Here is a 26978-nt window from a genome sequence, read left to right as displayed (position 1 = left end):
ACGGCGCAATCCTGCTTTCTTCGCTATGTTAGCGTCAATAGCGAAGTTGCGGTCGCGGTCCCATTCCCCGAGGAAGTGCCCCGATGACAGAGAAATCCGACCATCGTTCCTATGACGAACTGTTCATCGGAGGGCAGTGGCGCAAGCCCGCCAACCCGCAGCAGCTCGCCGTGATCTCCCCACACTCCGAGGAGCCGGTCGGCCATGTCCAGGTGGCCGGACCCGAGGACGTCGACGCCGCCGTCGCCGCGGCGCGGCACGCTTTCGACCACGGCCCGTGGCCACGGATGAGTCACGCGGACCGGATGGCCAAAGTCGAACAGCTCGCGGCGATCTACGCCGCCCACATGGACGAGATGGCCGACCTGATCACTGATGAGATGGGGTCTCCGCGCAGCTTCAGCCGGATGGGCCAGGGGGCGGCCGCGGCGACGCTGATCCACCTCGCGCTGGCCGCCGCACGCGACTTCCCATGGGTCGAACGCCGCCAGGGTGTGCTCGGCGAGGTACACCTGCGCAGGGCTCCGGTCGGAGTGGTCGCGGCGATCGTGCCGTGGAACGTCCCGCAATTCCTGATCATGCCCAAGCTGATCCCCGCCCTGATCGCGGGTTGCGCGGTCATCGTCAAGCCGGCACCCGAAACTCCTTTGGACGCTTTGTGGTTGGCGGAGATGCTCGAGCAGATCGACCTGCCCGAAGGCGTGGTGTCCGTACTCCCCGGCGGCACCGACGTCGGCGAGGCGTTGGTGCGCCATCCCGGTGTGGACAAGGTCGCGTTCACCGGGTCCAGCGCCGTCGGGCGCCGCATCGCCACCCTGTGTGGCGAGCAGCTGAAGCGCTACAGCTTGGAACTGGGCGGCAAGTCGGCGGCGATCATCCTCGACGACGCCGATATCGACAAGACGGTGGCCGGCCTGAAGACGGCTGGCCTGATGAACAACGGGCAGGCATGCGTCGCCCAGACCCGCATCCTGGTCAGCGAGAAGCGCCATGACGAGGTCGTCGATGCGCTCGCCGGCATGATGTCAGGCCTGAACGTCGGCGACCCGGCCGAGGAGTCGACGGACATCGGACCGCTTGTGGCCCAACGGCAACAACGCCGCGTCCAGGACTACATCCGGTCCGGCCAGAGCGAAGGCGCCCGCATCGTCCTCGGCGGCGAGGACAGCCCGGCCGATCGCGGCTGGTACGTGCGGCCCACGCTGTTCGCCGACGCCACCAATGACATGCGCATCGCCCGGGAGGAGATCTTCGGCCCGGTGTTGACCGTGCTGCGCTACCGCGACGAGGACGACGCGATCCGGATCGCCAACGAGAGCGACTACGGCCTGGCCGGTTCGGTGTGGACGGCCGACATCGCGCACGGCCTGGAGGTCGCCGCGGGCGTTCGCACCGGCACCTACGGGATCAACATGTACACGCTCGACATCGGTGCGCCGTTCGGCGGCTTCAAGCAATCGGGCATCGGGCGCGAGTTCGGTCCCGAGGGCCTGCACGAGTACGTCGAGCTGCAGACGTTGGTCTGCAAAGGGCAGTTGCCGCCGCTATAGCGGATCCCAAAAGGGATCGCGGCCAAGCCGCGCGAGAAGCCTTGCCTGCGCATCGCTTTCGTCGGGTACCGCGACCGGCGCGCCGAACATTCCGGGCGGGCCCAAGGCCTTGAGATCCGCGGGCAAGTCTGCGTAGAACAGCTCACACCATCCCGGGTCGAGCCGGTCGTCGGCGCCCACCGCACGCGCCAGGTCCCAAGTGTGCACCAAGACGTCGCGGGTCAGGCTGGGGATCAGCTTGTACGCGACCAGCTCCGTGATCCTGCCTGATCCGAAGGCGTTCGCCAGCGAGTCATAGGTGAGTTGCCATCGCGCCTGCGGATCTTCGCGTGGGCGAGCGGGTTTCAGTCCGAGGGGGCGAAGGACGAGCACGTCGTGAAAACCGATCACGTGCTCCAGCACTCCCCTGGCATCCCACTCCTCGCACGGGGAGCGGCGGTCCCACTTGCCGTCCGCCGACCGAACCGCCTCGCCGAACCGCCGGCACACCGCCAGATGCAGTTCGCCCATGCCGTCAGCCATTGGGAAACTGCACCGTGAGCTCGACCGGACAACACAGGGCGCCATGCTGATTGGTGACCTCGATCTTGATGTCCACCAGGCAGCGCGCCGGCTGCGCCGACGTGTCCCGGCGTTTGGCCAAGGCTTGGCCGCGGCCGGTGATGGTGTCGCCGGCGTAGACCGGGCTGGCAAGTCGTAGTGAGCGGCGCACCACGCGACTGCTCGGGCCAGCCCAATCGGTTGCGACGCGGTCGGCGAATCCCGCGAGGTGCATGGTGTTGACGTAAATCGTTGGGTTGCCCTGGTTTTGGGCATAGTTCGGATCGAAATGGCCCGGGAAGTAATCCCACGTTGCCCCGGCATTCTCCACGACCCGCTGGTAGCTGATGTGGTCGACAACCTCCGGCAGCTCCACGGGAACGCGGATGTCGTTCCAGTCCAGATCGGTCACGAGGCACCATCCGGGGTGAACCGAAACAAGGTATTGCGACACGTCGCGACGACGGTCCCGTCCTGACGACGATAAGTCTCCAGCGTCTCGACGAAATGACCGACGCCGAGTCGCGTCCGCTTTTCCGGCGACACCGACACCAGCTCCTCGACGACGGTCAGCAGATCGCCCTCGACAATCGGCTCCAAAAACTCGACGTCGTTGGCCGCGTTGATGAATGTGGTGCCGGGCAACGGCACCCGCAGCACCATCGACGCCGCCGGCGGTCTGCCCGCCGGTTCCCACGGCGGCGGTATCAACCAGCCCATCAAGAGCGCCGGCGGGGCGAGCAGGCCGCCCCATTTCCGCCGGGCGAAGTCGGCATCCCAATACGAACGATTGCCGTCGTGCACCATCGCGGCGAACAGTTGGATCCGCGCACCGCTGACGGGGGTTCTCGCGGTTCGCGGTTCGCCCGCCGCGCCGACCATGCGCAGCGCATCCTCGTAGGTGCCGAAGGTCAGCTCATAGCTGAGGTCGGAGTCCACGTATCGGTGCCGCTTACATCACCAGCGGGTGCCGGCTGGGCACCGAATCCCAAGAAAGCTCCCGGGATTCGAAATACCAGCCGCCGCGCTCGTAGATCAGGTGGTCCCGGAAAATCCCGGTCGCGCGCAGTGTGGTGTCGCCGTACATGGCGGCATACAGCACGGCTACACAGCGTTGAGTGGCCTGGACGCCGTCGATGCGGATCTCGTGATCGACGCTCACCAGGCGCTGCCCGTCGCCGCCGTCGAAGGCCGCGTGCAGATCGGTGAACACCTCGCCATCGCGGGTGTAGCGGCCGCCGGAATGGCGAAACGTCGCAACCCAGCGGTCACGGTCGCCGTTGGAGTAGGCCCGGTTGTGCCGGGCGGTCAGGTCGAGGATGGCTGCCCGGGCAATCGCGGCGTGGAGGAACTGCTCTTGCTGATACGTCAGGGTCATCTTGGCTCTCCAGCCTCTCTGGGAAATCACGGGGGCAAATTGCCTGCTTGTAACGCTAACTCAATTCAACGCGCAACGATATAACCGTGCCTTTCACGATCCCAGGCGCCGGGATTCAATCCCCGAGTTCGCAAGAGATCTTTACGTATTCGTCCAATGACGTTCTTTGGGAGTTCATCGACCGTCTCGACAAATCTCGGCACGCAGAAGTACGGCATGCGGGCGGCGCAGAAGTCGAGCAGCTCCGCGTAATCCAGTGTCGCCCCGGGGCGCAACGTGACGATCAGCAGGATGTCGTCCTCGCCCAGCTCGCTGGGCACCGCGATCGCGGCGGCTTCGGCCACCGCGGGATGACGCATGACGACGGCTTCCACTTCAACCGAGGAGACATTCTCGCCGCGCCGGCGCAGCGAATCCTTGATCCGGTCCACATATGTCAAGTTCTCGTCGGCGTCGAGCCGGCCGAGGTCGCCGGTGCGGAACCACTCCGGGTGCGGTGCAACCTGCAGGCCCTGGCTCACATAGCCCTCGCTCATCACGTGCGGGTGCCTGGCTCGGCAGGTGATCTCTCCGACGGCGCCGGCGGGCACCGGGCTGCCGTCCTCGTCGACGATGCGCACATCGAAGTTGGGGTTGGGCCGGCCCGACGTCCCGGGAACCCCGTCGTCGGCCACGCTCTTGACGGCGATCGGAAACGCTTCGGTCATCCCGTACATCGTGACGATGCGGCAGCCGTAACGCTTTTCGATGGCACGGTAGGAGTTCGCGTCGATAGGTGCGGCCGAGATGAAACGGAGCGGCAACTGCGCGTCACGCGAATCGGCCGGCAGGTTCTGCAGCATCGAGACCATCGCGCCGGCGCCGGCGAAACCGATGGCGCCGCGGGCGCGGATGTCATCCCATACCTCGCCGGGATGGAAAGCCTGCGCCAGCACGGTCGTTCCGCCGACCAGCATCGGGGCCAGCACGCTGGGCGCGGCGCTGAGGTGGAACAACGGCATCGCCGTCCACAGCACCTCCCCGGCGCCAAATTCCCATGCCGCGGCGGCGGTCGCGGCCACCGAGAACAGGTAATGCCACGTCGTGGCAACCGCTTTCGACGGCCCGGTGGTGCCCGACGTGTAAAACAGCGATCCCAGCTGGTCGGCGCTTGCGGCTGCGTCACCGCCGCCGCCCGCCGGCGCGGCGCTCAGCACTGCGGCGAGTGAATCGTCTTGCACCACAATGTGAGTCACCGTGTCCAACTCGTCGGCGACCTCGTCGACGCGTGAGCGTCGCTCGGGGTCGGTGAGGATCACCTTGGCCTGGGCCAATCGCAGAGTGTGCAGCAGGAAGTCACCCTTGTTCGCGGCGTTGACCGCGGCGCTTACCGCGCCGATGCGCGCCGCGCCCAGCCAGAAGTAGACCCACTCCGGGCAGGTGGCGGTGAACAGCGCCACGCATTCCCCTGGGCCGACGCCCATTTCGGTCAGCACATGCGCGGCGGCGCAGGATCGTCGGCGCATCTGGTCGAAGGTCACGTCGACTCCGCCGATCGACATCATCACCCGATCGGGGTACTGCTCGGCCCGGCGATCCAGCACGGCCGGCACGGTGAAACGATCGACGCCGAAATCGGAGGGACCGAGCAAGTCTCAGGCCTTGGCAGCCGCCGGGTCGGGCTCACCCGCGGCGGTGTAGCCGAAGTCGGTGGGCGAAGGTTGGGTTCCCGGGTAGAAGCGGTGGGCCCAGCGGCGAAGGGCGGCGTAGTCGTGTGCCTCCTCGGGCGCCAGGTTCGGCTTTTCCAGATACTTCATGTTCTCCCAGGTGAAGAAGTCCTGTTTGATGACTTCTTGCTGCAGGGCCAGGAATTTGGCGGCACGGCCGGTGGGCACGTCGCCGGTGTCGCCCGGCTCGCGAACGGACGCCTGCGTGTAGAAGTAGTCGGTGTAGTCCTCGTCGACCGGCGTCTGCCCGGTGACCTGGATGGTGCCGACCAAGTCGCTGGGGAATCGCACGATGCCCAGTCCCAGCGAGTAGTTGTCGTAGATGATCTTGGCGTCGACCGGCCCGTTCGGGGTCAACCAAGTCGACGCCCGGCCGCCGCCGAAATGCGCGTTGACCGTGGCGTGCAGGTGATAACCCGATACCTCGAATGAGGCCGTTGTCGCGGGGTTGGCGGCCTTGTGCACGTATTGCACGTGGTACGGGTCGGCCGCGTTCTCGATGATCATCTGCGGGTGCACCTTGACCCGGTTGAGCATCTGGGTGTGCGGGTGCAGTGGGTAGTACTCGTTGGTTTCCAGTTCGGGCAGCACCGGCGGTTGCCAGTACGGCGCCCGGCCATGACGTTCGTGCCACACGACGATGAAGCCGTACCACTCCTGGCTCGGGTAGGTGCGGATGCGGACGTTGTTCTTGCAGCCGATCTTGCTGTACGGGATCAGCGCATTGGTGCCGTCGCCGCGCCAGCGCCACCCATGCCAGGGGCAGACGATGTTCTCGCCCTCCACGGTGCCGCCGACGCCCAGGTTGGCGCCGAGGTGCTGGCAATAAGCGTCCATCACATGGACCTCGCCGGACTCGGTGCGGAACAGCACCAGCTCCTCGCCGAAGTAGTGCAGCCGCTTGACTTGGCCGGCCCGCAGATCGGAGGCGAAGGCGACAATGAACCAGCCCGTGGGGAACCGGTAGGTCGACAGCGCGATGCCACCCTGTCCGAACTCCCGTTCCGACGGATCGGACTCGGTTGGGTCTGAAATCGTATGCGTCACGAGTACTCCGTATCCCGCCTGGACCAGCAGGAGCCGAGCGCTACTGGGCCGACCGCGGTTCGACGTCTGGATCTATTTTTACTATCTTAAGCATTGAACGTCAACGCGGCGCCAGGCGCGTCCGGTTAGAGCGAGGTTGCATATGACGGCTGCGGCGGTGGATCTATCCGACCTCGCCTTGTGGCGCAACGGTTTTCCCGACGGGCTGTTCACCGAGCTGCGCCGCGCCAGGCCGCTTTTCCGGCACGAGCTGACGCCGGGCGTCACCCAGCTGTTTTCGGACACGGTTCGGCGCGAATTCTGGGTGGCTACGAAGCACCGCCACGCGGTTCGCCTGCACCGGGACACCGATTCGTTCACCGCGGTTGACGGTCCGCTGATCCAGCCGGTCGGCATGTTTTCGTCGTATCCGACGATCATCAACATGGACCCGCCGGGGCTGAACAAGCGCCGCAAGCTGATCTCCCACGCGTTCAATCCGCGCGCGATCGCCAAACTCGAGGACGGCATTCGGGCGCGCGCGGCGCGGATGATCGACCACCTGCTCGCCGAGGGAGGCGGAGACTGGATCTCCGACGTCGCCGACGCGCTCCCGATGACGGTCATCGGCGACATCATCGGCATACCGGAAGAAGACCGGCCGCGGATCTTCGATTCGCTCGACCGCATCCTGAAGGCCAATTCGCCCGGGGCCCGGCCGAGCCGGCAGGACTATACCGATCTCTACGCCACCATCTTCGGGTACGCCATGGAGCTCACCGCGGAAAAGCGGCGCAATCCCGCCGACGACATCTGGAGCACGCTGGCGTCCGCGGTGATCACCGGCGACGACGGCGAAGAGTTCAGCCTGCCCGCCAACGAACTCGAGTTCTTCTTCTTCGTGTTGACGTTCGCCGGCAGCGACACCACCAAGAACGCTCTGGCCATCGGGCTACAGGCGTTCGTGGCCAATCCCGAACAGGCGCAGCGGTATCGCGATCACGAGGAACTGCGGCCCACCGCCGTCGAGGAGGTGCTGCGCTGGGCGTCGCCGGTGGCGTACTGGACGCGCACCGCCAAGGTCGACGTGGAGATGGACGGTCAGCACATCCCGCAGGGCGACCGGGTGGTGTCGATGCTGCGTTCGGCCAACCGCGACGACGAGGTCTTCGACTCGCCGTTCACCTTCGACATCGGCCGACAGCCCAATCCCCACGTGGCTTTCGGCGGCGGCGGGCCGCACCACTGCCTGGGCGCGATGCTCGCACGCGCGGAACTTCGCGCGGTGTTGGACGAACTGCTGCTGCGCTGCGACGACATCGAAATCGGCCCGGCCACAGTGACTTATCCGAATCTGACCACCAACATGTCGATCTACGACGAGATGTCGATATCGCTCAACCAGCGATAGGTCAGTCGACCAACCGCAGCGCGGCCTTCGGGCACTGGTCGACGGCGGCGCGGACGTCGATCTCCCGCTCGGGCGGCACCGGGCCGTCCGCGATCTGCACGACGTCGGCGTCGCCCAGTTCGAATATGTCGGCCGCGATGGATTCGCAGAAGCCGTTGGCTTCACACAGGTTCTCGTCGACGGTGACGCGCATCAGATGTCCCCTAACTCTTATAGGCCTTTGGGGCGGGTCCCGATCACCCCGCCGGTGGCAAGCTTCCTTAGTTCGTCATCGGTCAGCCCGCACCGATCGCGCAGTATCTCTCCATTGTGCTCGCCCAACCGCGGCGGCGGACGCTGCAGCCACCTTTCCTGACCGGCCAGCGCCGCGAACGGTGGGCACGGATAGAGACCGGCCCCCGTACTCGGATGGTCCAGCGCCTCGAAGAATCCCCGATGACGAAGTTGGAGGTTGTCGGTCACCAGCGACGGCGACACGACAGGTGCCGCGGGAATGCCCGCGCCGGCCAGCCGCTCCACCGCCGAGTCCAGGGGCTGGGCCGCGAACCACTCCGCCAGCCGGCGGTCGATGTCGTCGGCATGCTCGCGCCGGCCGGCGACCGTGCCCAGGCCCTCGTCACACCACGCGGGCCGATCCATCAGATCGACCAGGGCTCGCCACTGCCGGTCGTCTTGCACCGTGACCGCGATCCAATCGTCCGAGCCGGCGCAGCGATAGAGGTTCTGGATCACGTCGCAGTGCCCGCGGTTGCCACGGCGGCTCAAGGTCACCCCGAAGACCTCGGACTCGATCGCCTGTATCGCGGTGGCGTTCAACGCGGCTTCCAGCATCGGCAGCTCGACGAGCTGTCCCGTGCCGGTGCGCTCGGCGAAGTTCAGCGCGGCCAGCACGGCGAAGGCGGCGTGCACGCCGGCCAGCGGGTCGCACGCTCCCCGCGGCGCCACCGGCGCAGCGTCGGGCAGTCCGGTCACCCAGGCCAGGCCGGCGATCTGTTCCATCGTCGGGGCGAATCCGACGCGGTCGCGCCACGGGCCGGACAGCCCGAACGCGGGCATCCGGGCGACGACGAGTTTGGGGTTGACCTCCAACAGCACGTCGGCGGTGAGTCCGAACTGCTCCATCACCCGCGGCGAGAAGTTCTCGATCACGACATCGGCGCCGGCAGCCAGCTTCTTGAAGAGGCGGCGCCCGTCGTCGGAGCCCAAATCCAGTGTGACCGAACGCTTGTTGGTGTTCATCGCGTGGAACACCCACCCGTACTCCCACCAATCGTCCACATCGGTGCGCATCCCGCCCGAGTAACGAATGCCGTCGGGCCGCTGGACCGACTCCACTTTGACGACGTCGGCGCCGAAGGCGGCCAGCAGGTGGGTCGCGGCCGGCCCGGCCCAGAATGCGGTCAGGTCGACGATGCGTACGCCTTCGAGTGGTCGCGTCCTCGGCGCCGGCTCCGGATCGAATTCGCTCTTCCGCCAAGGCGACTCGTCGTTATCCGCACCGACGGCTGCGGTGGGCGCGGGTGGCGCGGGGGCGCACGCGTCCATCAGCCACGGCGAACGGGGCTGGTGAAAGCCCGCGGGGTTGCGGACGAACACCCCACGCTGCGTCATGTACTCCATGTCCCGGATGGTGGAGCCGTTGCCCAGCTCCGCGATCGGAAGCCGGAACAACTGCCCGAGTTCGACGATCTCTGCCACGGTCCGTTCGGCGAGCCACGGGTGAATCTGCTCGCGGATCAGGTCGCGGTATTCCCAACGGCCGATCTGAAAGCGCAGCTGCTCGATCTCCTCGAGCCCGGGGCATTCGACCATCGCCAGGAAGTCGAGCCACTGCTGGCCGGTGACCATGGTGATCCCGACGTAGCCGTCCTTGGCCGGTTCGATCGACGGCACCTCGGTGGTGCGGCTGATGGGAGGCACCCGCAGCAGCTGCGAATGCAACCACTCGCTGCTTTGCATCAGGGTCATCGCCTCGAGCATGGACAGGTCGAGATGCTCGCCGGGCCCGCCGCGCTCGACGCGTCGGCGCACCGCCAGCGCACCGAACGCGGCGAACACGCCCCCCATGTACTCGCCGAGGTCTCCGCCGATGGTGATCGGGGGCCCGGCGGGATCGCCACGGAAGCCGGGGGAGCCGGCCCACGCTTGCAAGGTGAACTCGCTGGCGGCGCGGTCGGCGTATGGTCCGGTCCAGCCGAAGTCGGAGATGGTGACGATGACCGCCCGCGGCGAATCGGCCAGGAGCACATCCGGATCGATCCCCAGCGCCGCCGCCCGCGACCGGCCCGCGGTGACGACCACGACATCGGCGGCGGCCAGTTCGGCGCGATAGCGTTCGGCGTCCTCGGCGATGGTCATGCTGCGCTTGCCCGCGTTGAGGTAGCCGAACAACGGGGAAGTGGAGCCCTCTGGCACCGCCGAACAGGTGGCGGAATACCGCCGCAACGAATCCCCTTGCGGTGGTTCGAATTTCCGTACCTGCGCCCCAGCGTCGACCAACAACTTGCCGCAGTAGCTGCCGGCGATCCGGTCACTGATCTCGACGACACGCAGGTCGTGCAGCGGTGTCGGCCGGGTGTCGGATCCGCGACTCACCCAGCTATTTATACCATTACTGCTAAGATAGCTAAGCCAGCCAGTTGCTTGTAACGAGGATCGGATGACCGCCTTGGGAATTGGGACCGACGCAAGGCGCCGGTTGTCGGCGCCGCGGATCGCCGAAATCGTAGCCGACGAGTTGCGCCGCCAGATCATCGACGGCGAGCTCGCCGACGGCGATCTGCTGCCCCGCCAGGAGGTGCTGGTCGAACAGTTCAACGTCAGCCTGGTCTCCCTGCGCGAGGCGCTGCGGATCCTGGAGACCGAGGGGCTGGTCTCGGTTCGCCGGGGCAACCGGGGCGGCGCCGTCGTGCATGCGCCGGCGAAGACCAGCGCGGCCTACATGCTCGGCCTGCTGCTGCAGAGCGAGTCCGTAGCGGTCGCCGATCTGGGCATGGCGTTGCAGGAACTCGAGCCGGCCTGCGCCGCGCTGGCGGCCCAGCGGCCGGACCGGGCCGACACCTTGGTGCCCGAGCTCAAGCGGGTCAACGATGCGATGGCCGAGCACCTCGACGACGGCCGGCTTTTCACCGAAATCGGCCGTGAATTCCACGATCTCATGGTCCGCGGCTGCGGAAACCACACCATCATCGCGGTCGTCGGCAGCCTGGAGACGCTGTGGACCAGCCACGAACAGCAGTGGGCCGACGAGAGCGCCGCGCGCGGCACCTACCCGTCGCTGGCTCAGCGCCGTGCGGTTCTGGCCACCCACACCAAGCTGACCGAGACCATCGCGGAGGGTGACGTCGACCGGGCTCGCCGCATCGCGGGGCGCCACCTCGCGGACACGCAAACGTATGTGCTGTCCGGTCGGCCCGATCAACGGATCTATGCGCTTTCGCCGCAGGCGTTGTCCCGCCCGCGGGATATCCGGCACTCCTGAGAGGCAGCCCGCTGGGTGAGTGGCAAGTCCATGCGAACCGCAGTGGTCACCGGCGGCAGCGGCGGGATCGGCAAGGGATGCGGTCGCAAGCTGTGCGACCTGGGTTACGACGTGGTGCTGGTGGCGCGGCGCGAGGGCCCCTTGCGCGCGGCCGCCGAGGAACTCGGTGCGCGATACGTCGTGGCCGACGCGTCCGACCCGGACGGATTTTCTTCTGCGATAAGCACATTGGAAAAGATCGACCTCGTCGTCCACGCGGCCGGCACGTTGGGCGGAACCTACGCGCGCAAGCAGACTTTCGAGCAGTGGCGGACGATCATTTCGGCCAACCTGGATTCGTGCTTCGTCGTCACGGCCGCGGCGCTGCCCCGAATGCGCGCGGGCTCGCGGTTCGTGTTCATCTCGTCGTCGGCGGCGCACGAACCGATGATGGCTCGCACCGCCTACTCCGCGTCGAAGGCCGGCATGAACGCGTTCGCACGCGCCTTGGCGCTCGAGGTCGACCGCGACGGCATCGCCGTGCACATCGTCACGCCGGGCCCGGTGGAAACCGAGATGCTGCAGGATGTTCCCTTCGAGATGTACGCAATTCGGGTGTCCGACGTCGCGGAAGCGGTCGCGTGGCTGGACACCGTCGACCCCTCGGTCGACCTGCCGGAGATACGGCTTTCCGCCGTGCAGCGGGGTCCGTATGCCCGCCCGCCGGTGGTGCCTACCGAAGCCCGGCGCCGGCGTCAGGAAACGCCTTGATCACCGATTCGCCGAACTCACGCAGCGAATCGGGCACGGCGAAATCAGCGAACCACACATAGAACCGCTCGACCCCCTGGGCAGCCAGAGCGGCGAAGTGCCGGATCAGCTCGTCGGCGTCGCCACACACCAGGCCCGACCCCAGGTTGCCGAATCGTCGGGTGCTCACCTCGCGGACTGTGTTCGGATCGTCGCCCGACCGGGCGAACCCGATCATCTGCTGAACCGAGATCCGCGCGGATCCCGTTTGCGGGGCCAGCTTCGGCAGCCGGTCGATGCGATCCGCCTGCAGATTCCACCAATCCGCGTGGTTACGAACGAGTTCCATCATGCGCGGTCCGCTGCCGCCCAGGACCAGCGGTATCGGATGGTTCCGTTTGGGGAGCTGAACGGGGCCGTCCTCGTCGGCGCCGTCGCCCCAGTATTGGCGGAGCAGGGCCAGGTGACGGCCGAGCTGCGCAACGCGGGCCACCGGATCCTGTTGGCCCACTTCGAATCTGGTGAATTCCGCGGGCCAGGATCCCGCGCCGAGGCCGAGGTCGAATCTCCCTTCGGAAGCCTCCGAGAGGGTGACGGCTTGCTTGGCCAGCACGGCGGGATGCCGGAAGGCGTCGCACAGCACCAGGTGGCCGATCCGCAGCCGCTGGGTCTTGGCCGCCACCCACGTCGCAATCGCCATTGCCTCCCAAATGCTTTCGTTGGGCAGCCCGGGTGCTTCCAGATGGTCGATGAAGGCGATTCCGTCGAAGCCGCTGGCCTCGGCGTGCAGTGCCCGGTCGGCGATGGCGGCCGCGGACAACCTCACCTGCGGCAGGAACAGATACCACTCGACCATGCACCCACCTAATGCTCGCGCCGATTGCAACAGCGTCGCTAGTTTACTATTTTTATTATGTTAGGGGTCTTATGGATGTCGGTCTGACTTCGGAGCAGCTGTCGCTGCGCGACACTGTGCGCGACATCCTGCGCACGGAGTGTCCCCCCGACGCCGCCCGCCAAGCGATGACCGACCCGGAGCGCTGGCGCGCCGTGTGGAAGACGGTCGTCGACCTCGGCTGGACGGAACTTGCCGCACCCTCAGAAGAAGGGGCTACCGGCGATTACGGGCCCGTCGAGCTGGCGGTGGTTCTCGAGGAGTGCGGCGCCGCGATCGCGCCGATCCCGTTGCTCAGCAGTGTCGGCCTGGCCGCGGGCGCGTTGCGCGCCGGTGGCCTCGACGCGGTACTGGCCGACATCGCCGGCGGCGTCGTCGCGACGCTGGCGGTGCACTCCCCCGACCGCCGCCTGCCCGGGGCCCCGATGACCCTCCGGCACGGGCGCCTGCGCGGCCGGGCCGTCGCGGTGCCCAACCTGTCCCGATCGGAGCTGATCGTCACGCTGGCCCGATCCGATGGCGGCGTCCTGGTGGCGGTGGCCCGCTGCGGCGACGGGGTGACGCCGGCGTCGTCGGGTGAATCGACCGACCCCGCACAACCGGTGGCCGACGTGGAGATCGACGTCGAGCCGTTGGCGACCGCGCCGGTCGGTGTCGGGTCGGCGTTGACCGCGCCGTTGGTGGCCGCCGCGGCCGACCTGGTCGGCGTGGCGAGCGCCGCCCTGCACCGATCCGTCGAGCACGCCAAGGCGCGCCGTCAGTTCGGTACCCCGATCGGGGCGTTCCAGGGGATCAAACACGCGCTGGCCGACAACTACGTCGCCCTGGAACGCGCCCGCAGCCTCACGTATGCGGCGGCGGCCCGCCTCGGCGACCCCGGCGTCGCACCCGCGGACGCCTGGACCGCCGCGGCGCTGGCCAAGGCGGCGGCCGGCGACGCGGCGGCCAATTGTGCACGCACCGCGGTGCAGGTGCACGGCGCGCTGGCGCAGACCTGGGAGCACGACATCCACCTCTATGTCCGGCACGCCTGGCAGGGCGCCGCGCTGCTCGGCGACAGTCGCGCGCTCTACCACGCGGTGGGCCGCCGTTTTGCGGGAGGCGCGGCGTGAGCGCCGTCGTGCGGGAATTCGGCGCCTGGCTGACGGAATTCCTGCCGAACGACTACTACGAGAACTACCGGCGGTACCGCTGGGACCTCGCACTGCGGCGCGACTACCAGCGGGTCGCGTTCGAGGCCGGATGGATCCAACCGACCTGGCCCCGCGAGCACGGCGGTCGATCGCTGGGCTTGCGCGACGCCATGGAAGTGCGGCTCGAGGGGGCGCTGCGCTCGGCGCCCAAGCTGCCCAACATCGCCGGCCCCAACGTCGCCGCGCCCGGAATTCGTCAGTTCGGCACACCCGCGCAGATCGACCGCCTGCTCGTGCCCCTGCTGCGCGGCGATGAATGGTGGGCGCTGGGCATGTCCGAACCCGAAGCCGGGTCGGATTTCGCCGGCTTGCGCACCCGCGCCGAGCGCGACGGAGAGGTGTTCCGGGTCAACGGTCACAAGATCTGGACCACCCAGGCGCACGAGTCGCGGTGGTGCACGCTGTACGCCCGCACCGATCCGGACGCACCGAAACACCGCGGCATCTCCTGCCTGATCCTCGACCTGCACTCGCCCGGGGTGCGCGTCGAACCCATCCGGATGGCGTCGATCTCCGACGAGACGTTCTGCGAGGTCTTCCTCGACGACGTCGAGGTGCCCGCGGAAAACCTGTTGGGGCCGCTCAACGGCGGCTGGAACGTCGCGCTGGCCTCGCTGCAGCACGAGCGCCAGATGATCTGGGTCATGAACTGGGTCGAGATCAAGCGGGGTCTCGACTCGGTCCGCGGCACCCACGACGACGACCTCTACACCGAGCTCGGCTCGCTGCTCGCCGATGCCGAAGCCCTGCGAGCCACCGGCTACCGCGCGCTCGGCAACGAATTGGCCGGTCGACCTAGCCCCGAAGCGGACATCCTGAAACTGCTCGGATCGGTTACCCTGCAACGTGTTTGGGAACTCAGCGCCGCCGCGGCGGGTCCGCGTTCGGCAGGCGACCCGGATCTGCTCTTCGAACGCCAGGATGCGCTGGCGGCAACCATCTACGGCGGAACGTCGGAGGTCCAGCGCAACATCGTCGCCGAGCGGCTGCTCGGGCTGCCGAAGGGATGACCACGATGGACTATGACCTCGGCGACGATGCCGGCCAACTGCGAAACCACTTGCGGGAGCTGATAGCCAATCACATACCCGCGGACTTCCTGGGCGCCTGCACCGACGATCCGCGCGACCTGGCGACCACCGAAACTTTCTGCAAGCTGCTGGCTTCCGAGGGCCTGCTGGCGCTTGCCTGGCCGAAAGAGCATGGGGGCGGCGGTGGTTCGGTATGGCAGCAGACGGTGCTGCGCGAGGAGATGTGGGCCCAGCACGAGCCCCGCGGTCCGCAATATATGGGGATCAACTGGGTGGGTCCGGCGCTGATGCGCTACGGCACCGCCGAACAGAAGGCCAAGCATCTGGCGGCCATCGCCTCCGGCGACGTGATCTGGTGTCAAGGATTCTCCGAACCCGAAGCCGGCACCGACCTCGCGTCGTTGCGTACCCGCGCCACGCCCGACGGTGACGGCTGGCGCATCACCGGCCAGAAGGTCTGGACGTCGTACGCGCTGATGGCGTCCTGGTGCGTGCTGGCGGCATGCACCGACCCCGAGGCCCCAAAGCCCAAGCGGCTCACCCTCTTTCTGATCCCGATGGACCGGCCCGGTTTCACCGTCCGGCCAATCGGATCGATGCTCGGGCCGCATCACCTCAACGAGATGTTTCTCGACGACGTGCCGGCGTACCCCGGCGACGTGCTCGGCGAGATCGGCGACGGGTGGCGGGTGATGCGCGAGGCGCTCGCATTCGAGCGGGTGGGCATCGCGCGGTACGCCCGCTGTGAATCGCTGCTCGACCGGATGCGCACCGAACTCGGCGACGACTGGAATGGGTTGCCCGAATCGATTCGCGCCCGCTGGGTGCGGGCGTTGGTGGACCTCCGGGTGGCCCGGCTGCTGGCCTATCGGGCGGTGTCGCTGCAGGACGATGCCGCGGCAGGCGCGGCGGCCAGCGCCGCGCGGATCGTCACCACGACGTGCGATCAGCAGGTGGCCGAGCTCCTGTTCGACGTGCTGGGTCCGGCCGCGCTGGACAGCGGCGCCTCGGCACCGTTGCACGGAGCGATCGAAGACCATTGGCGTTACGCACAGGCGGCCACCGTGGCATCGGGCACCATCGAGGTGCAGAAAATGCTGGTGGCACGTGACGTGTTGGGAGAACACCGGTGAAAACCGATCTGCCACAAGATATTTGCGACTTCGCCGACGTTGCCACCAAGCGGCTCACTCGGTTAGGCGGGCCGCCGGCGGCGCTGCGCGCCGAGACCGACGACGAGGTTCGGCGGTCGGCGCGCGCGGCGCTGAGCGAGGTCGGCGCGTTCGAGCTCGACGTCCGCTCGGCGGTCGATGATCTGCTGGCCGCCGCGGTGCTCTGCCAGTCCGCCGGCGCGACGGCGCTGCCCTATCCGCTCGTCGAAGAGCTGCTGACGATCGACGGCGCCCGCCTGGCCCTGGTGAATCCGGACGCGCCGCGCATCGATCACGGCGACCTGCCCGGCGACTGGATCGCCGCGGATCTGGACGGCAACCGGTACCACCCGCAGCCCGGGCCGCGGACGAACGCGAAACTCGGGCCGTTTCTGGTGCCGGCCACCCTGAGCGCACCCGATGGAACCGTCCCGGCCGCCGACGTTAATCTTCATCTCGTGCTGGGATCATGGCGGATTCTGGGAGCGGTGCAGCAGTCGCTGCGGATCGTCACCGAACATGTGCGCGCCCGCATCCAGTTCGGCAAGCCGCTGGCCGATTTCCAGGCGGTCCGGTTCGCCGTCGCGGATGCCGCCGTCGCGGTGCGCGGACTCCATGAGCTCGCCAAATACACCATCTCCCGTCCGGAATCGGTAGCACCGCAAGTCCGTTCGGCCGACGCGCTCGTCCTTCGGCTCAGGGCATCCGATACCGCGAGGCAGGTGCTGCGCACTTCGCATCAATTGCTCGGCGCGCTGGGCTTTTGCGACGAGTCCGACGTGAGCGTGCTCGACCGGCACACCCAGCCGCTGATCCGATTGCCGTTGAGCACCGAGGAGTTGGCGCTGCGGCTGATACCCGGCGTGCCGGACGGCTCGCTGGAGACACTGTTCAGCGCTCCGGTATCGGCATGAGCACCCAGCCCGTCGCGCCTTCGGCAACGCCCAATCCGCTCGAAGACGGAATCCCGTTCGGGACCAAACTGGCGCAGCTCGCCCAAGAACGGCGCGACCACCCGGCGGTGACCGTCGTCGGGCTCGACGGCAGCGCGCCGTCGCTGACCTTCGGTGAGCTCGATGCACGCGCCAACCAGTGGGGACGTGCGCTGGCGGCCAGCGGTGCCGAGTCGGGTTCCCTTGTCGCGCTTGCTATCCCGAATTCGGTGCACCTGGTGCTCGCCACGCTGGGGTGCTGGAAGATCGGCGCGGTTCCGGTGCCCATGCACTGGGACCTGCCCGAGTGGGAGCGCGAGCGGGTGCGCGAGGTGATCGACCCTGCGGTCGTCGTCGACGAAACCACCCGCTGGGAGTTGGAGGCGCGCGCGGCCGGTGAGTCCACGAGCCCGCTGCCCGAGGCCGTTGCCCCCCATTCCAACGGCATCTGCAGCAGCGGGTCGACCGGCGTGCCGAAGGTGATTCTCAGCCTCGCGCCGTCGCTGTGGACGCCGCAGCACGGTGAACCGTTTCTGTCGAACTGGACGCCTGTGGCCCAGCCCCAGACCATCATGGTGCCCGCCCCCATGTATCACACCAACGGCTTCGCCACCTTCCTTTTCCTGCTCGCCGGCGACCATCTGGTGGTGCTCGAAAAATTCGACGCGGCACTGGTTTTGGACGTGATCGAGCGCTATCGGATCACCAACTTCACGGCCACGCCCACCATGCTGTCGCGCATCGCGGCCCGACCCGATGTCCGGCGGCGCGACCTGTCCAGCGTCGTCTTCATCCTGCAGGGCGCCGCGGTGATGCCGCCGTCGCTCATGCGCACCTGGTGCGAGCTGCTCAGCCCCGAGCGGATCGTGACGGCGTACGGCATGACCGAGAACCTCGGGCTGACCGCGTTGCGGGCCGACGAGTGGCTCGCTCACCCGGGCAGCGTCGGCCGCGGCTTCCGCGACACCGAGATCCGGATCCTGGACGCCGACAAGAAACCGCTTGGCCCGGGCGAACACGGCGAGGTGTATCTGCGCGCGCCGATGAGCGCGGGATCCCGCTACTTGGGCGGGGCGGCGCCGCTGCCGTCGACCGACGACGGCTTCGTTTCCGCCGGCGACATCGGATACCTGGACGACGACGGCTACCTCTATATCGTCGACCGCCGCGTCGACATGATTGTCACCGGCGGCGCCAATGTCTTTCCCGCCGAGGTGGAGTCGGCGCTCGCGGGCCACCCGGGCATTGCCGATGTCGTGGTCATCGGGCTCTCCGATCCACAGTGGGGACGTCGCGTGCATGCCGTGGTGCAACTCGCCGACGGCCAAGACGAACTCACCGAGCAGCAGGTGATCGAGTACGCCAAAAGCCGGCTCGCCCACTACAAAGCCCCCAAGACCGTCGAGTTCGTCGACGCGATTCCCCGCACAGCGGCGACCAAGGTCAATCGCTCGGCGATGATCGCGGCCCGGGGCGGCTAGTCAGGCCGTCTCGGCGGGAATTCGGCGCGCTGCGCGATGGCATCGCGGTAGGCGTACACCCGATTTGAGACCGTCCCCAGCACGGCAATGGTGCGACCGCCACGTCCGTACGCCGCGAGGAACTCCCAGGTATCGGGATCGCCTTCGATAACTTCGAGCGCATCGTAATCGGTTGGTACGCCCAGCATTTGCACCTTCACGTCGTACTGATCGGACCAGAAATATGGCACGTCGACGTACGCCTCCGCGTCGTCCGGCCCCGCCAGCAGCGTCCGGGCCGCGGCCGCGCCCTGACGTCCGGCATCGTCCCAGTGCTCGGTACGCACGTGCCGTTCATACAGCGGATGAAGCCAGCGCGCGACGTCGCCGGCGGCGACGACGTCGGTGCCGCCGTCGACCGCTCCCGTGGCATCACAGACCACACCGTCGTCCACACGCAATCCCGAGCCCTCGAGCCAATCGGTCGCGGGAGTCACGCCCAGTCCGACGACGACGAGATCGGCCGGAACCTGCGAACCATCGGTGAGCCGAACCGCCTCCACGCGACCGTTACCGACGAACGCGTCGACCCCCACCCCGACCCGTAAGTCCACGCCATGGTCGCGGTGCAGGTCCGCCCAACGAGGTGCCAGCTCGCCGCCCAAGGCGGCCAGCAGTGGACTGCTGGCCTTCTCGATCAGCACCACGTCCAGGCCCAGCGACCGGCAACTCGCGGCAACCTCGGCACCGATGAACCCGCCGCCGACCACCACGACCCGGGGCCGCGAGCCCAACCGTTGGCGGATCGCCAGGCAATCCTCGACCGTGCGCAGCAAGAACACTCCGTCGGGAACCGGGCCCGGCCATTGGCGCGGCACCGCACCGCTGGCAATCACCAGCCCGTCGAATCTCACTGCCAGATCCTGGTTTTCGTCGCGCACGTGGACCACGCGCGCGGCCATGTCCAACTTGAGCGCCGATGCCCCGCGCAGCACACGAGCCTCGAAGTCGAATTGCGGCGCTAGGTCGACACCCGCGCGGTGCACCTCGCCGGTAAGCAGCTTCTTCGACAGCGGCGGGCGATGGTAGGGGGCTTGCCGCTCGGAACCCACGATGGTCAGCGCACCGTCGTAGCCCTCTTGCCGCAGCGTCTCTGCCGCCCGCGTGCCTGCCACGCCCGCGCCGACAACGACCACATCATTCAGCTGACGACTCCGCATCGGCTCAGTCCTCCACCTTGATCGCCTGCGTCGGGCAAGACACTTCTGCGCCCATCAGCTGCTGGCGCAACTCCGCCGGCGGCTCGTCCTGGAGCAAGTGGAGCCCGTCTTCTCGCACGTCGAACACCTCATGGCAAATGCTCATGCAGACGCCGTTGCCGTCGCAGGTGTCTAGATCCACCGAAACCTTCATCGAACCTCAGCCCTTTCCGCTGCTACGCCGGAAACCCCGCGGGAACCGTCGGGTCCGCCCGACTTCGCCTGGGACCGCGCCCGTTCCTGGGCCGCCTTCGCCACCGGCGAGTAGTTCAGGTAGTCGACCGCCATCTGCGTGGACGCCTCGTCGTTGGGATGGTGGCTGGGCCGCAGATACCGGACCGGCGTCGTAACCATGAGCTTCCACGGGCCCGGCAACCGGTACTCGCGGGCGGCCCACAGCCAGTCCCGCCAGCGCCACTTGGCATCGATGGTCGGGTCTTGGGCCATCAGGTACCGAGCTCCGGCGATCCACCAGCCGACGAACAACGGTGTCGTGAAGAACATCGAGAACGCCCTGATCCAGTAGTTGCCGCTGACGTGCTGGAAGACGTCGTACACCAGCGAGCGGTGCTCGACCTCCTCGGCGCCGTGCCAGCGCAGCAGGTCGAGCATCATCGGGTCGGCCTTCGCATAGTCCAGGCCCCGGTTCGAAAGCACCCACTGGCCCAACATTGCGGTGTAATGCTCCAGCGCGGCCACGTCGGCCAGCCGTCGATACAGCCACCACCGTTTCATCGCGGGCGGAAACCACCTGGGGGCATCGCCCAGCGTTATCGACAACAGTCTCCCGAGCCGGTCCGTGTACGGCTTGGTGTCGATGCCCTGTTCGGCCAGGTGGTCCAGCACGATCTGGTGCGCCCAGGCGTGCCAGGACTCCTGCTGGATGAACGGCTTGATGGCCGCCTCCAGCTCCGGGTCGTCGACCAGCGACGACGCCTCCAGGACGGCCTTGATGAAGTGCCGCTCGCCCTCGGGAAGCAGCAGATGCAGGACGTTGATCATGTGGGTCGAGAACGGGTCGCCGGGCACCCAGTGCAGCGGTGTGTCCGACCAATCGAAACGGACCATCCGCCGATACTTCGGGTGTCCTTCGTGGTGAAGTTGGACCTCTGGCATGAGAAGCTCCTCCCGCCGACGAAGCGCCTCCGCCGGTTCCTTCGTTGCCTCGAAAACGAACAATCAAGCCACCAGCGAAGCGAACGGCGCTGCGCCGCGGAACAACTGTTCACTCAAGCGCGTACCCGCCCGAGGGACGGGTTATTCGTACCGTCGGTACTGCTTTCCTGAGAGTTCAATCAGGAAGCGGCGGACTCCAATTCACGTATGCGCTGCAGCGCTACCTTCGTCAATCGCATCGACAACGCCGGCGAGAGCCGCTCCAGGTACCAAAATGCCTTCCACCATGCCGGCGCCACGATGATCGCGTCTCCCCGCAACACGGCGCGAAGCGCGCGCTCGGCGAACTTCTCGGGCGCCATCGGCCGCAACCGCTCCCACGATTTCAGAATGTCCTCGTCACTGACGCCGGCCATGTCGACCCGTCCGTACTTGCCGCCGGTGAGGATCGGCGTCCGGATCGCGCCCGGACAAAGCACCGATACCTGCACCCCGTGGCGCTCGGCCTCCACCCGCAACGCCTTCGAGATTCCGACGACCGCGTGTTTGGTGGCGGTGTAGCTCACCGAGCCGGGCGAGGCAACGAGACCGGCCATCGACGCCGTGTTCACGATGTGCCCGGTGCGCCGTCGGATCATGTGCGGGTAGACCGCTTGAATGCCGTGCACCACACCGCGCAGGTTCACGTCGAAGACGTCGTTCCAGTCATCGAGCGTGTATGAATCGGCCTCGCCGGCGACGCCGATGCCGGCATTGTTGAACAGGTAGTCGATCCGCCCGGATTGCTCTACCGCCGCGGCGACGGCGCCTTCGAACGACGAGTAGTCGCGCACGTCGAGCTCGACCGCGTGTGCCCTTGGACCGCCACTGTCGAGGCGTTGTGCCAGCTCCTGCGCCGGTCCGATCTGACGATCGGCGATCCAGACCTCGGCGCCCCCGTCGAACAGCTTGGCGGTCAACGCGGCACCGATGCCGGACGCGCCGCCGGTAATGAATGCGATCTTCCCTGACACCGTCGACGCCATGGCGGAAGAATATTCGCATTCCACTTTCGCGGATATGCCACAACGCGCGGTAACCTCATTCTCATGACCGGCCCCGACGAGGAAACCGACGTAACGCGCGCCGAGCGCTTCATCAAAACGGCAGTCGCGATACTGGGCGAAACCGGACGCACCGACTTCACCGTGCAGGAGGTCGTGGCACGCTCCAAGACCTCGCTGCGGGCCTTCTACCAGCATTTCGGCAGCAAGGACGAGTTGTTGTTGGCGTTGTTCGACCGGACCATCGCGCAATCCGTGCAGGCCTGGCGCGCCGAGATCACCGGGCTGGACAGCACCGCCGCACTGAAGCTGCTGATCGACCGCGTCAGCGAACAACCGGAATCAACCACCCAGGACAGCCTCAATCGCGCGCTCGGCCTCTACAACCAGTACCTGGCCGAGACCCGTCCCCGCGAATACGCGCGGGTGCTGTCTCCCATGCATCAACTGATTCGGGACATCGTCGGGCAAGGCATCACCGAGGGCGTGTTCAACCCGGGTCTCGACCTCGGCGCGGCGGCCGCGATCGTGATGCAGACGATCGTGGGCGCGCAGCGATTGCATTGGCTGGGAAGCGAATTGAACGGAACACCGATCGACTCCGGCCAGCTGTATGACTTCTGCAGCCGCGCCCTGGGCATCCGGGAGACCGACGAGGAGTCGACGGCGCCCTCCCTGTCGGAGCTGTTCGCGCAGATCGGCATGCGGCCGGGCTCGCGCGAGGGCGAATTCGCGATGACGATGCCGGTCAGCCCGCAGGTGGTCAACACCTCCGGCGCGCTGCAGGGCGGCTTGATCGCGACGCTCGTGGACGTGGCCGGAGGACAGTTCGGGCTCGAGTACCTGCAACCGGGCACCACGATGACGACCGCGGACCTGTTCGTCCGCTACCTGCGGCCGATCCGGCAAGGCTCGGCGTTCGCGGTGCCCCGGATGCTGCGGTCCGGGCGCCGGTCGATGGTCATGCAGGTCGACATTTACGGCGACGGCGACGAACTCCTCGCGACGGCGACGGTGAACTTCGCGGTGATCGAGGGAACCACGCCCAAGCTCCCCAGCTGGCCAGACGCATAGCCGTCCGGGGACGGGTACACGTTGTTGCGCAATGGTGGTAACGTCATTACCACCGACTGAGAATCAAGACTTGCAAGGAGATCGCCATGCCGTCTCGCGAACTTTCCTTCCCCGTGTTCGACGCCGACAACCACATGTACGAACCGCAGGAAGCGCTGACCAAGTTCCTCCCGGACAACCGCAAGCATGTGATCGACTACGTCCAGGTGCGCGGTCGCACCAAGATCGTGGTGCGCGGCCACATCAGCGAGTACATCCCGAACCCGACGTTCGAGAAGGTCGCCAAGCCGGGAGCCCAGGAGGACTACTTCCGTAACGGTGCCCAGGGCAAGAGCTACCGCGAGATCCTGGGCGAGCCGATGAAGGCCATCCCCGCTTTCCGCGAGCCCGCGCCGCGGCTTGAGGTCATGGACGAGCTCGGCATCGACTACGCCCTGATGTTCCCGACGCTGGCCAGCCTCGTCGAGGAGCGCATGAAAGACGACCCGGAGATGACTCACGACGTCATCCACGCGCTCAACCAATGGATGTACGAAACGTGGTCGTTCAACTACCAGGAGCGCATTTTCGCGACCCCGGTGATCACCCTGCCGATCGTCGAGCGCGCGCTTGAAGAACTCGAATGGGTGCTCGAGCGCGGCGCCCGCACGGTTTTGGTGCGCCCCGCGCCGGTTCCCGGTTTCAAGGGCAGCCGCTCGTTCGGCCTCGAGGAGTTCGACCCGTTCTGGCAGGCCTGCATCAAGGCCGAGCTCCCGGTGTCGATGCACGCCTCGGACAGCGGTTACTCCGAGTTCGCGAACGTGTGGGAGCCGGGCGACGAGTTCCTGCCGTTCAAGCCGACTCCATTCCGCAGCTTCGCGATGGGCCATCGGCCGATCCTGGACGCCATGGGCGCGCTGGTCTGCCACGGCGCGCTGTCGCGCAATCCCGAGCTTCGGATCCTGTCCATCGAAAACGGCGCCGACTGGGTGCCCGACCTGTTCAAGGGTCTCAAGGGCGTCTACAAGAAGATGCCGCAGTCGTTCAGCGAGGATCCGGTCGAGGCTTTCAAGCGCTGCGTCTACATCACCCCGTTCTGGGAGGACCGGTTCACCGAGATCGTCAACATGGTGGGCACCGACCGCGTGCTGTTCGGGTCCGACTGGCCGCACCCTGAGGGCCTGAAGGATCCCATCTCGTTCGTCGACGAGCTCACCGATTTCGAGCAGGACGATGTCGCCAAGATCATGGGCGGCAACCTGATGAAGCTGATGAAGGTCTCGAAGCCGGCCAAGAAGCCCGTGTCCGCCTGACGGCGTCCCCGGATTACACCTAGCGCCCGCCTCCGAGGTCCGTTCGGAGGGGCCCAACTTTGTCTGCCCTGGTGAAAACTCGGCCTATAGACGGGCCCGCCCGTGTTGCTATAGAAAAGAACCCACGCAACACCACGGTCAGTATCCAGAGATAGACGGGCATCCATCGCGGCCTCGCCGAGGCGGCCGACTAGGAGCGCACGATGAATCTGGCTCCCGCGGAGTCATTCCCCACTCAGGTCGCTTTGAGCCCTCGACTGCTGTCGGAGCTGGGCGATCCGCACAGCACGCTGAGGGCAACCACCCAACGCAGCGGAACGGTAGTAATCGTTCGCGCGGGCGGTGAGGTCGACGCCTCCAACGAGCACATTTGGCAGCGGCTGGTCGGCGAGGCGGCCGCAGTCGCCAGCGAACCCGGTCCATTCGTTGTCGACGTCAACGGCCTGGGCTTCATGGGTTGCTGCGCGTTCGCCGTCCTGGCTACCGAATCGGAGCGGTGCCGTCGTCGCGGAGTCGATCTTCGGCTGGTGAGCTGCGATCCGAGCGTCGCCCGGGTGGTAGAAGCATGCAATCTCCGCGACGTTCTGTCCCTGCATCCCACCACCGATGCCGCACTGACGACGGCACCTGCAGGCCGTTAGCAAACTGTTGCGCTGAGCATCCGTTACCCGTTGATAGGCTTATTACCTGCGAGTAATTGGATTCGCGCGGGTTCATTGCCCGGTCCGCAAAGGAGGGACGGCCATATGGTCGCCGAAAAGGACTGGGACAAAACCGTGGGTCCGGCCGACGAAGTGCGCCGCATATTCGAGAATGTGCCCGCGATGCTCGTCGGCTTGGAGGGCCCGGACCATCGCTTCGTCGCCGTCAACGCGGCTTACCGCGCCTTCAATCCGACCGGTAACCCCGTGGGAAAGCTTGCGCGGGAGGTCTTTCCGGAGCTGGAGAGCCAGCAGATCTATTACATGTTCGACCGGGTGTATGAAACCGGTGAACCACAGTCCGGATCGGAGTGGCGGCTGCAGGCCGACTACGACGGTTCCGGATTGCAGGAGAAGTTCTTCGACTTCGTCGTCACACCCCGCCGACGCGAGGACGGATCGATCATGGGTGTGCAACTCATTTTCGACGATGTCACCGCCCGGGTGCGGGCACGGCTGGCCGCCGAGGCGCGCATCGAGGAGCTGTCCGAGCGCTACCGAAACATGCGCGATTCGGCCACCGTTATGCAGCAGGCGCTCCTGGCCCCGTCGGTGCCCGTCGTTCCCGGTGCCGACATCACCGCGCAGTACCTCGTCGCCGCCGAGGACACGGGTGCCGGCGGCGACTGGTTCGACGCAATCGCGCTCGGCGATCGGCTGGTTCTGATCGTCGGCGATGTCGTCGGCCACGGCGTCGAAGCCGCCGCGGTGATGTCGCAATTGCGCACCGCTCTTCGGATGCAGATTGTTGCGGGCAGCACCATCGCCGAGGCCCTCGACACTTTGGACCGCTTTCACGAGCACGTACCCGGATCGAAGTCGGCCACCATCTGCGTAGGTTCGCTCGACCACGCCACCGGGGAGTTCCAGTACTGCACCGCCGGACACCCGCCACCGCTACTGGTGAGCGCCGACGCGCAGTCGCGGTACGTGGAACCGACGGGCGCGGGCCCTCTCGGCAGCGGGGCCGGATTTCCGGTGCGCTCCGAGCTCCTCGACGTCGGCGACTCGGTCCTGCTGTATTCCGACGGCCTGATCGAACGTCCCGGGCGGCCGCTGGTTGCCAGCACCGCGGAATTCGCCGACCTGGCCGCCAACATCGCCGGCGGCAGCCGCGGTTTTCTCATCGACGCGGGGGCGCGGCCGATTGACCGCATCTGTTCGGAAACCCTCGAGTTGCTGCTCCGGTCAACCGGCTACAACGACGACGTGACACTGCTTGCGGCGCAACGGCGTACGCCACCTTCGCCGTTGCACATGACCTTGGATGCGACGATCCACGCCGCGCGCGCCGTGCGCCATCGGTTTCGTGATTGGTTGGCGGAGATCGGTGCCGACGACGTCGACATCTCCGACGTGGTGCATGCGATCTCGGAGTTCGTCGAGAATGCCGTCGAACACGGTTACGCCACTGACGTTTCCGACGGTGTCGTCGTCGAGGCGTCCTTGTCTGGCGATGGCAACCTCCATGCCTCGGTCAGCGATCATGGCAAGTGGAAGGACTACCGGGAAGGCGCAGGGGGTCGCGGGCGCGGACTGGCGATGGCCGAAGCCCTGGTATCCCGGGTGCTCGTCACGCATGGCGCCGACGGGACGACTGCCAGTCTCACGCACCGCCTGTCCCGACCGGCAAACTTCGTCTCCGACCCGATGATCGGCCGGCCGACCTACCAGCGGGCGATGAACTCCGAATTCGTCTCCATGGTGGACGAAGCCGGTCACATCATCGTCAGCGGCGATGTCGATGCCCACACCGCATCCACCCTGGATCGCCAGATTGCAGTCGAAAGCCGCTCGGGCATAGCATCTTTGACGATCGACCTCAGCGCGGTCACCCACCTGGGATCGGCGGGCATCAGCGCGCTCGCCGCCGCGCGGGACCGGGCGCGCATGCAGGGTGGCGACTGTCTGCTGGTGGCACCGCCCGGAAGCCCGGCGCACCATGTCTTGTCGCTGGTCCAGATCCCCGTAGTCAGCGGCGACATCGAGAACGTCTTCGTCGAAGATTAG

26 protein-coding genes and 1 pseudogene are annotated in these 26978 nt (G+C 66.9%); 14 read left to right on the top strand and 13 right to left on the bottom strand.

Going from position 1 to position 26978, the window contains the following annotated elements; translation table 11 throughout:
* Positions 1-83: 83 nt before the first annotated feature.
* On the top strand, positions 84-1550 hold the full coding sequence (locus tag ACQI5H_RS12995; RefSeq protein ID WP_427079764.1) for an aldehyde dehydrogenase: 1467 nt from the start codon (positions 84-86) through the stop codon (positions 1548-1550).
* Here ACQI5H_RS12995 and ACQI5H_RS12990 read toward each other — a convergent pair.
* The 6 genes from ACQI5H_RS12990 to ACQI5H_RS12965 form a co-directional block, all read right to left on the bottom strand.
* Positions 1545-2072 (bottom strand): maleylpyruvate isomerase family mycothiol-dependent enzyme, encoded by a 528-nt coding sequence (locus tag ACQI5H_RS12990; RefSeq protein WP_427079763.1) that lies wholly within the window; start codon positions 2070-2072, stop codon positions 1545-1547. The two genes, ACQI5H_RS12995 and ACQI5H_RS12990, sit on opposite strands and share 6 nt — an antisense overlap.
* The gene (locus ACQI5H_RS12985) at positions 2065-2502 is read right to left on the bottom strand and encodes a MaoC family dehydratase (RefSeq protein WP_427079762.1); all 438 of its coding nucleotides are present in this window, start codon (positions 2500-2502) and stop codon (positions 2065-2067) included. The genes ACQI5H_RS12990 and ACQI5H_RS12985 overlap by 8 nt, the downstream gene beginning before the upstream one ends.
* Complete coding sequence (locus tag ACQI5H_RS12980) at positions 2499-2972, bottom strand: MaoC family dehydratase (RefSeq protein WP_427079815.1); 474 nt, start codon at positions 2970-2972, stop codon at positions 2499-2501. Before ACQI5H_RS12980 ends, ACQI5H_RS12985 begins: the two co-directional genes overlap by 4 nt.
* A gap of 70 nt (positions 2973-3042) precedes the next feature.
* Positions 3043-3468, bottom strand: coding sequence for a nuclear transport factor 2 family protein (locus tag ACQI5H_RS12975; RefSeq protein ID WP_427079814.1), 426 nt, complete (start codon positions 3466-3468; stop codon positions 3043-3045).
* Positions 3469-3533: 65 nt separating this feature from the next.
* The gene (locus tag ACQI5H_RS12970; protein ID WP_427079761.1) at positions 3534-5099 is read right to left on the bottom strand and encodes an AMP-binding protein; all 1566 of its coding nucleotides are present in this window, start codon (positions 5097-5099) and stop codon (positions 3534-3536) included.
* 3 nt (positions 5100-5102) lie between these two features.
* Positions 5103-6221, bottom strand: a complete 1119-nt coding sequence (locus ACQI5H_RS12965) for an aromatic ring-hydroxylating oxygenase subunit alpha (RefSeq protein WP_427079760.1) — start codon at positions 6219-6221, stop codon at positions 5103-5105.
* Positions 6222-6363: 142 nt separating this feature from the next.
* On the opposite strand from ACQI5H_RS12965, the gene ACQI5H_RS12960 reads away from it, so the two are divergent.
* Positions 6364-7611, top strand: coding sequence for a cytochrome P450 (locus ACQI5H_RS12960; RefSeq protein WP_427079759.1), 1248 nt, complete (start codon positions 6364-6366; stop codon positions 7609-7611).
* Between the two features lies 1 nt (position 7612).
* Here the strand turns inward: ACQI5H_RS12960 and ACQI5H_RS12955 are convergent, their stop codons facing one another.
* Positions 7613-7804, bottom strand: coding sequence for a ferredoxin (locus ACQI5H_RS12955; protein ID WP_427079758.1), 192 nt, complete (start codon positions 7802-7804; stop codon positions 7613-7615).
* Between the two features lie 17 nt (positions 7805-7821).
* Positions 7822-10206 carry a CoA transferase gene (locus ACQI5H_RS12950; RefSeq protein ID WP_427079757.1) on the bottom strand — a complete coding sequence of 795 codons (2385 nt, stop codon included), beginning with the start codon at positions 10204-10206 and terminating at the stop codon, positions 7822-7824.
* 64 nt (positions 10207-10270) lie between these two features.
* On the opposite strand from ACQI5H_RS12950, the gene ACQI5H_RS12945 reads away from it, so the two are divergent.
* Both ACQI5H_RS12945 and ACQI5H_RS12940 read left to right on the top strand, forming a co-directional pair.
* Entirely contained in the window at positions 10271-11092 is an 822-nt protein-coding gene (locus tag ACQI5H_RS12945; protein ID WP_427079756.1) for a FadR/GntR family transcriptional regulator, read from the top strand.
* A gap of 30 nt (positions 11093-11122) precedes the next feature.
* Positions 11123-11842: an SDR family oxidoreductase gene (locus tag ACQI5H_RS12940; protein ID WP_427079755.1), complete on the top strand. Its 720-nt coding sequence runs from the start codon at positions 11123-11125 to the stop codon at positions 11840-11842.
* Here the strand turns inward: ACQI5H_RS12940 and ACQI5H_RS12935 are convergent.
* Positions 11805-12677 (bottom strand): LLM class flavin-dependent oxidoreductase, encoded by an 873-nt coding sequence (locus tag ACQI5H_RS12935; protein ID WP_427079754.1) that lies wholly within the window; start codon positions 12675-12677, stop codon positions 11805-11807. The genes ACQI5H_RS12940 and ACQI5H_RS12935 overlap by 38 nt on opposite strands.
* Positions 12678-12748: 71 nt before the next feature.
* Here ACQI5H_RS12935 and ACQI5H_RS12930 point away from each other — a divergent pair, with 71 nt between their 5' ends.
* The 6 genes and pseudogenes from ACQI5H_RS12930 (at position 12749) to ACQI5H_RS12905 (ending at position 18504) form a co-directional block, all read left to right on the top strand.
* Positions 12749-13828 carry an acyl-CoA dehydrogenase family protein gene (locus tag ACQI5H_RS12930; RefSeq protein WP_427079753.1) on the top strand — a complete coding sequence of 360 codons (1080 nt, stop codon included), beginning with the start codon at positions 12749-12751 and terminating at the stop codon, positions 13826-13828.
* Positions 13825-14448, top strand: a pseudogene (locus ACQI5H_RS12925) (acyl-CoA dehydrogenase family protein); the annotation flags it as partial. The gene ACQI5H_RS12930 and the pseudogene ACQI5H_RS12925, both read left to right, overlap by 4 nt.
* A 15-nt stretch (positions 14449-14463) precedes the next feature.
* Positions 14464-14919 (top strand): acyl-CoA dehydrogenase family protein, encoded by a 456-nt coding sequence (locus ACQI5H_RS12920; RefSeq protein ID WP_427079813.1) that lies wholly within the window; start codon positions 14464-14466, stop codon positions 14917-14919.
* The gene (locus tag ACQI5H_RS12915; protein WP_427079752.1) at positions 14916-16073 is read left to right on the top strand and encodes an acyl-CoA dehydrogenase family protein; all 1158 of its coding nucleotides are present in this window, start codon (positions 14916-14918) and stop codon (positions 16071-16073) included. The genes ACQI5H_RS12920 and ACQI5H_RS12915 overlap by 4 nt, the downstream gene beginning before the upstream one ends.
* On the top strand, positions 16070-17005 hold the full coding sequence (locus tag ACQI5H_RS12910) for an acyl-CoA dehydrogenase family protein (protein ID WP_427079751.1): 936 nt from the start codon (positions 16070-16072) through the stop codon (positions 17003-17005). The genes ACQI5H_RS12915 and ACQI5H_RS12910 overlap by 4 nt, the downstream gene beginning before the upstream one ends.
* Positions 17002-18504, top strand: coding sequence for a class I adenylate-forming enzyme family protein (locus tag ACQI5H_RS12905; protein ID WP_427079750.1), 1503 nt, complete (start codon positions 17002-17004; stop codon positions 18502-18504). Before ACQI5H_RS12910 ends, ACQI5H_RS12905 begins: the two co-directional genes overlap by 4 nt.
* Here the strand turns inward: ACQI5H_RS12905 and ACQI5H_RS12900 are convergent.
* The 4 genes from ACQI5H_RS12900 to ACQI5H_RS12885 form a co-directional block, all read right to left on the bottom strand.
* Positions 18501-19703 (bottom strand): NAD(P)/FAD-dependent oxidoreductase, encoded by a 1203-nt coding sequence (locus ACQI5H_RS12900; protein WP_427079749.1) that lies wholly within the window; start codon positions 19701-19703, stop codon positions 18501-18503. The two genes, ACQI5H_RS12905 and ACQI5H_RS12900, sit on opposite strands and share 4 nt — an antisense overlap.
* Before the next feature lie 4 nt (positions 19704-19707).
* Positions 19708-19884, bottom strand: coding sequence for a ferredoxin (locus tag ACQI5H_RS12895; protein ID WP_427079748.1), 177 nt, complete (start codon positions 19882-19884; stop codon positions 19708-19710).
* A gap of 8 nt (positions 19885-19892) precedes the next feature.
* The gene (locus ACQI5H_RS12890; RefSeq protein ID WP_427079747.1) at positions 19893-20858 is read right to left on the bottom strand and encodes a metal-dependent hydrolase; all 966 of its coding nucleotides are present in this window, start codon (positions 20856-20858) and stop codon (positions 19893-19895) included.
* Positions 20859-21037: 179 nt separating this feature from the next.
* Positions 21038-21883, bottom strand: coding sequence for an SDR family NAD(P)-dependent oxidoreductase (locus tag ACQI5H_RS12885; RefSeq protein ID WP_427079746.1), 846 nt, complete (start codon positions 21881-21883; stop codon positions 21038-21040).
* 63 nt (positions 21884-21946) lie between these two features.
* On the opposite strand from ACQI5H_RS12885, the gene ACQI5H_RS12880 reads away from it, so the two are divergent.
* The 4 genes from ACQI5H_RS12880 to ACQI5H_RS12865 all read left to right on the top strand — a co-directional run bounded on the left by ACQI5H_RS12880 (position 21947) and on the right by ACQI5H_RS12865 (position 26978).
* Complete coding sequence (locus ACQI5H_RS12880; protein ID WP_427079745.1) at positions 21947-22975, top strand: hotdog fold thioesterase; 1029 nt, start codon at positions 21947-21949, stop codon at positions 22973-22975.
* A gap of 86 nt (positions 22976-23061) precedes the next feature.
* The gene (locus ACQI5H_RS12875) at positions 23062-24267 is read left to right on the top strand and encodes an amidohydrolase family protein (protein WP_427079744.1); all 1206 of its coding nucleotides are present in this window, start codon (positions 23062-23064) and stop codon (positions 24265-24267) included.
* 203 nt (positions 24268-24470) lie between these two features.
* Positions 24471-24908 (top strand): anti-sigma factor antagonist, encoded by a 438-nt coding sequence (locus tag ACQI5H_RS12870; protein ID WP_427079743.1) that lies wholly within the window; start codon positions 24471-24473, stop codon positions 24906-24908.
* A gap of 105 nt (positions 24909-25013) precedes the next feature.
* Entirely contained in the window at positions 25014-26978 is a 1965-nt protein-coding gene (locus ACQI5H_RS12865) for a SpoIIE family protein phosphatase (protein ID WP_427079742.1), read from the top strand.

Origin of the sequence: Mycobacterium heidelbergense (assembly GCF_050205645.1) — a bacterium.
GTDB lineage: Bacteria > Actinomycetota > Actinomycetes > Mycobacteriales > Mycobacteriaceae > Mycobacterium > Mycobacterium heidelbergense_A.
Note: the sequence above shows the minus strand (reverse complement) of the source record. Positions and strands in the feature narration are given on the sequence as shown.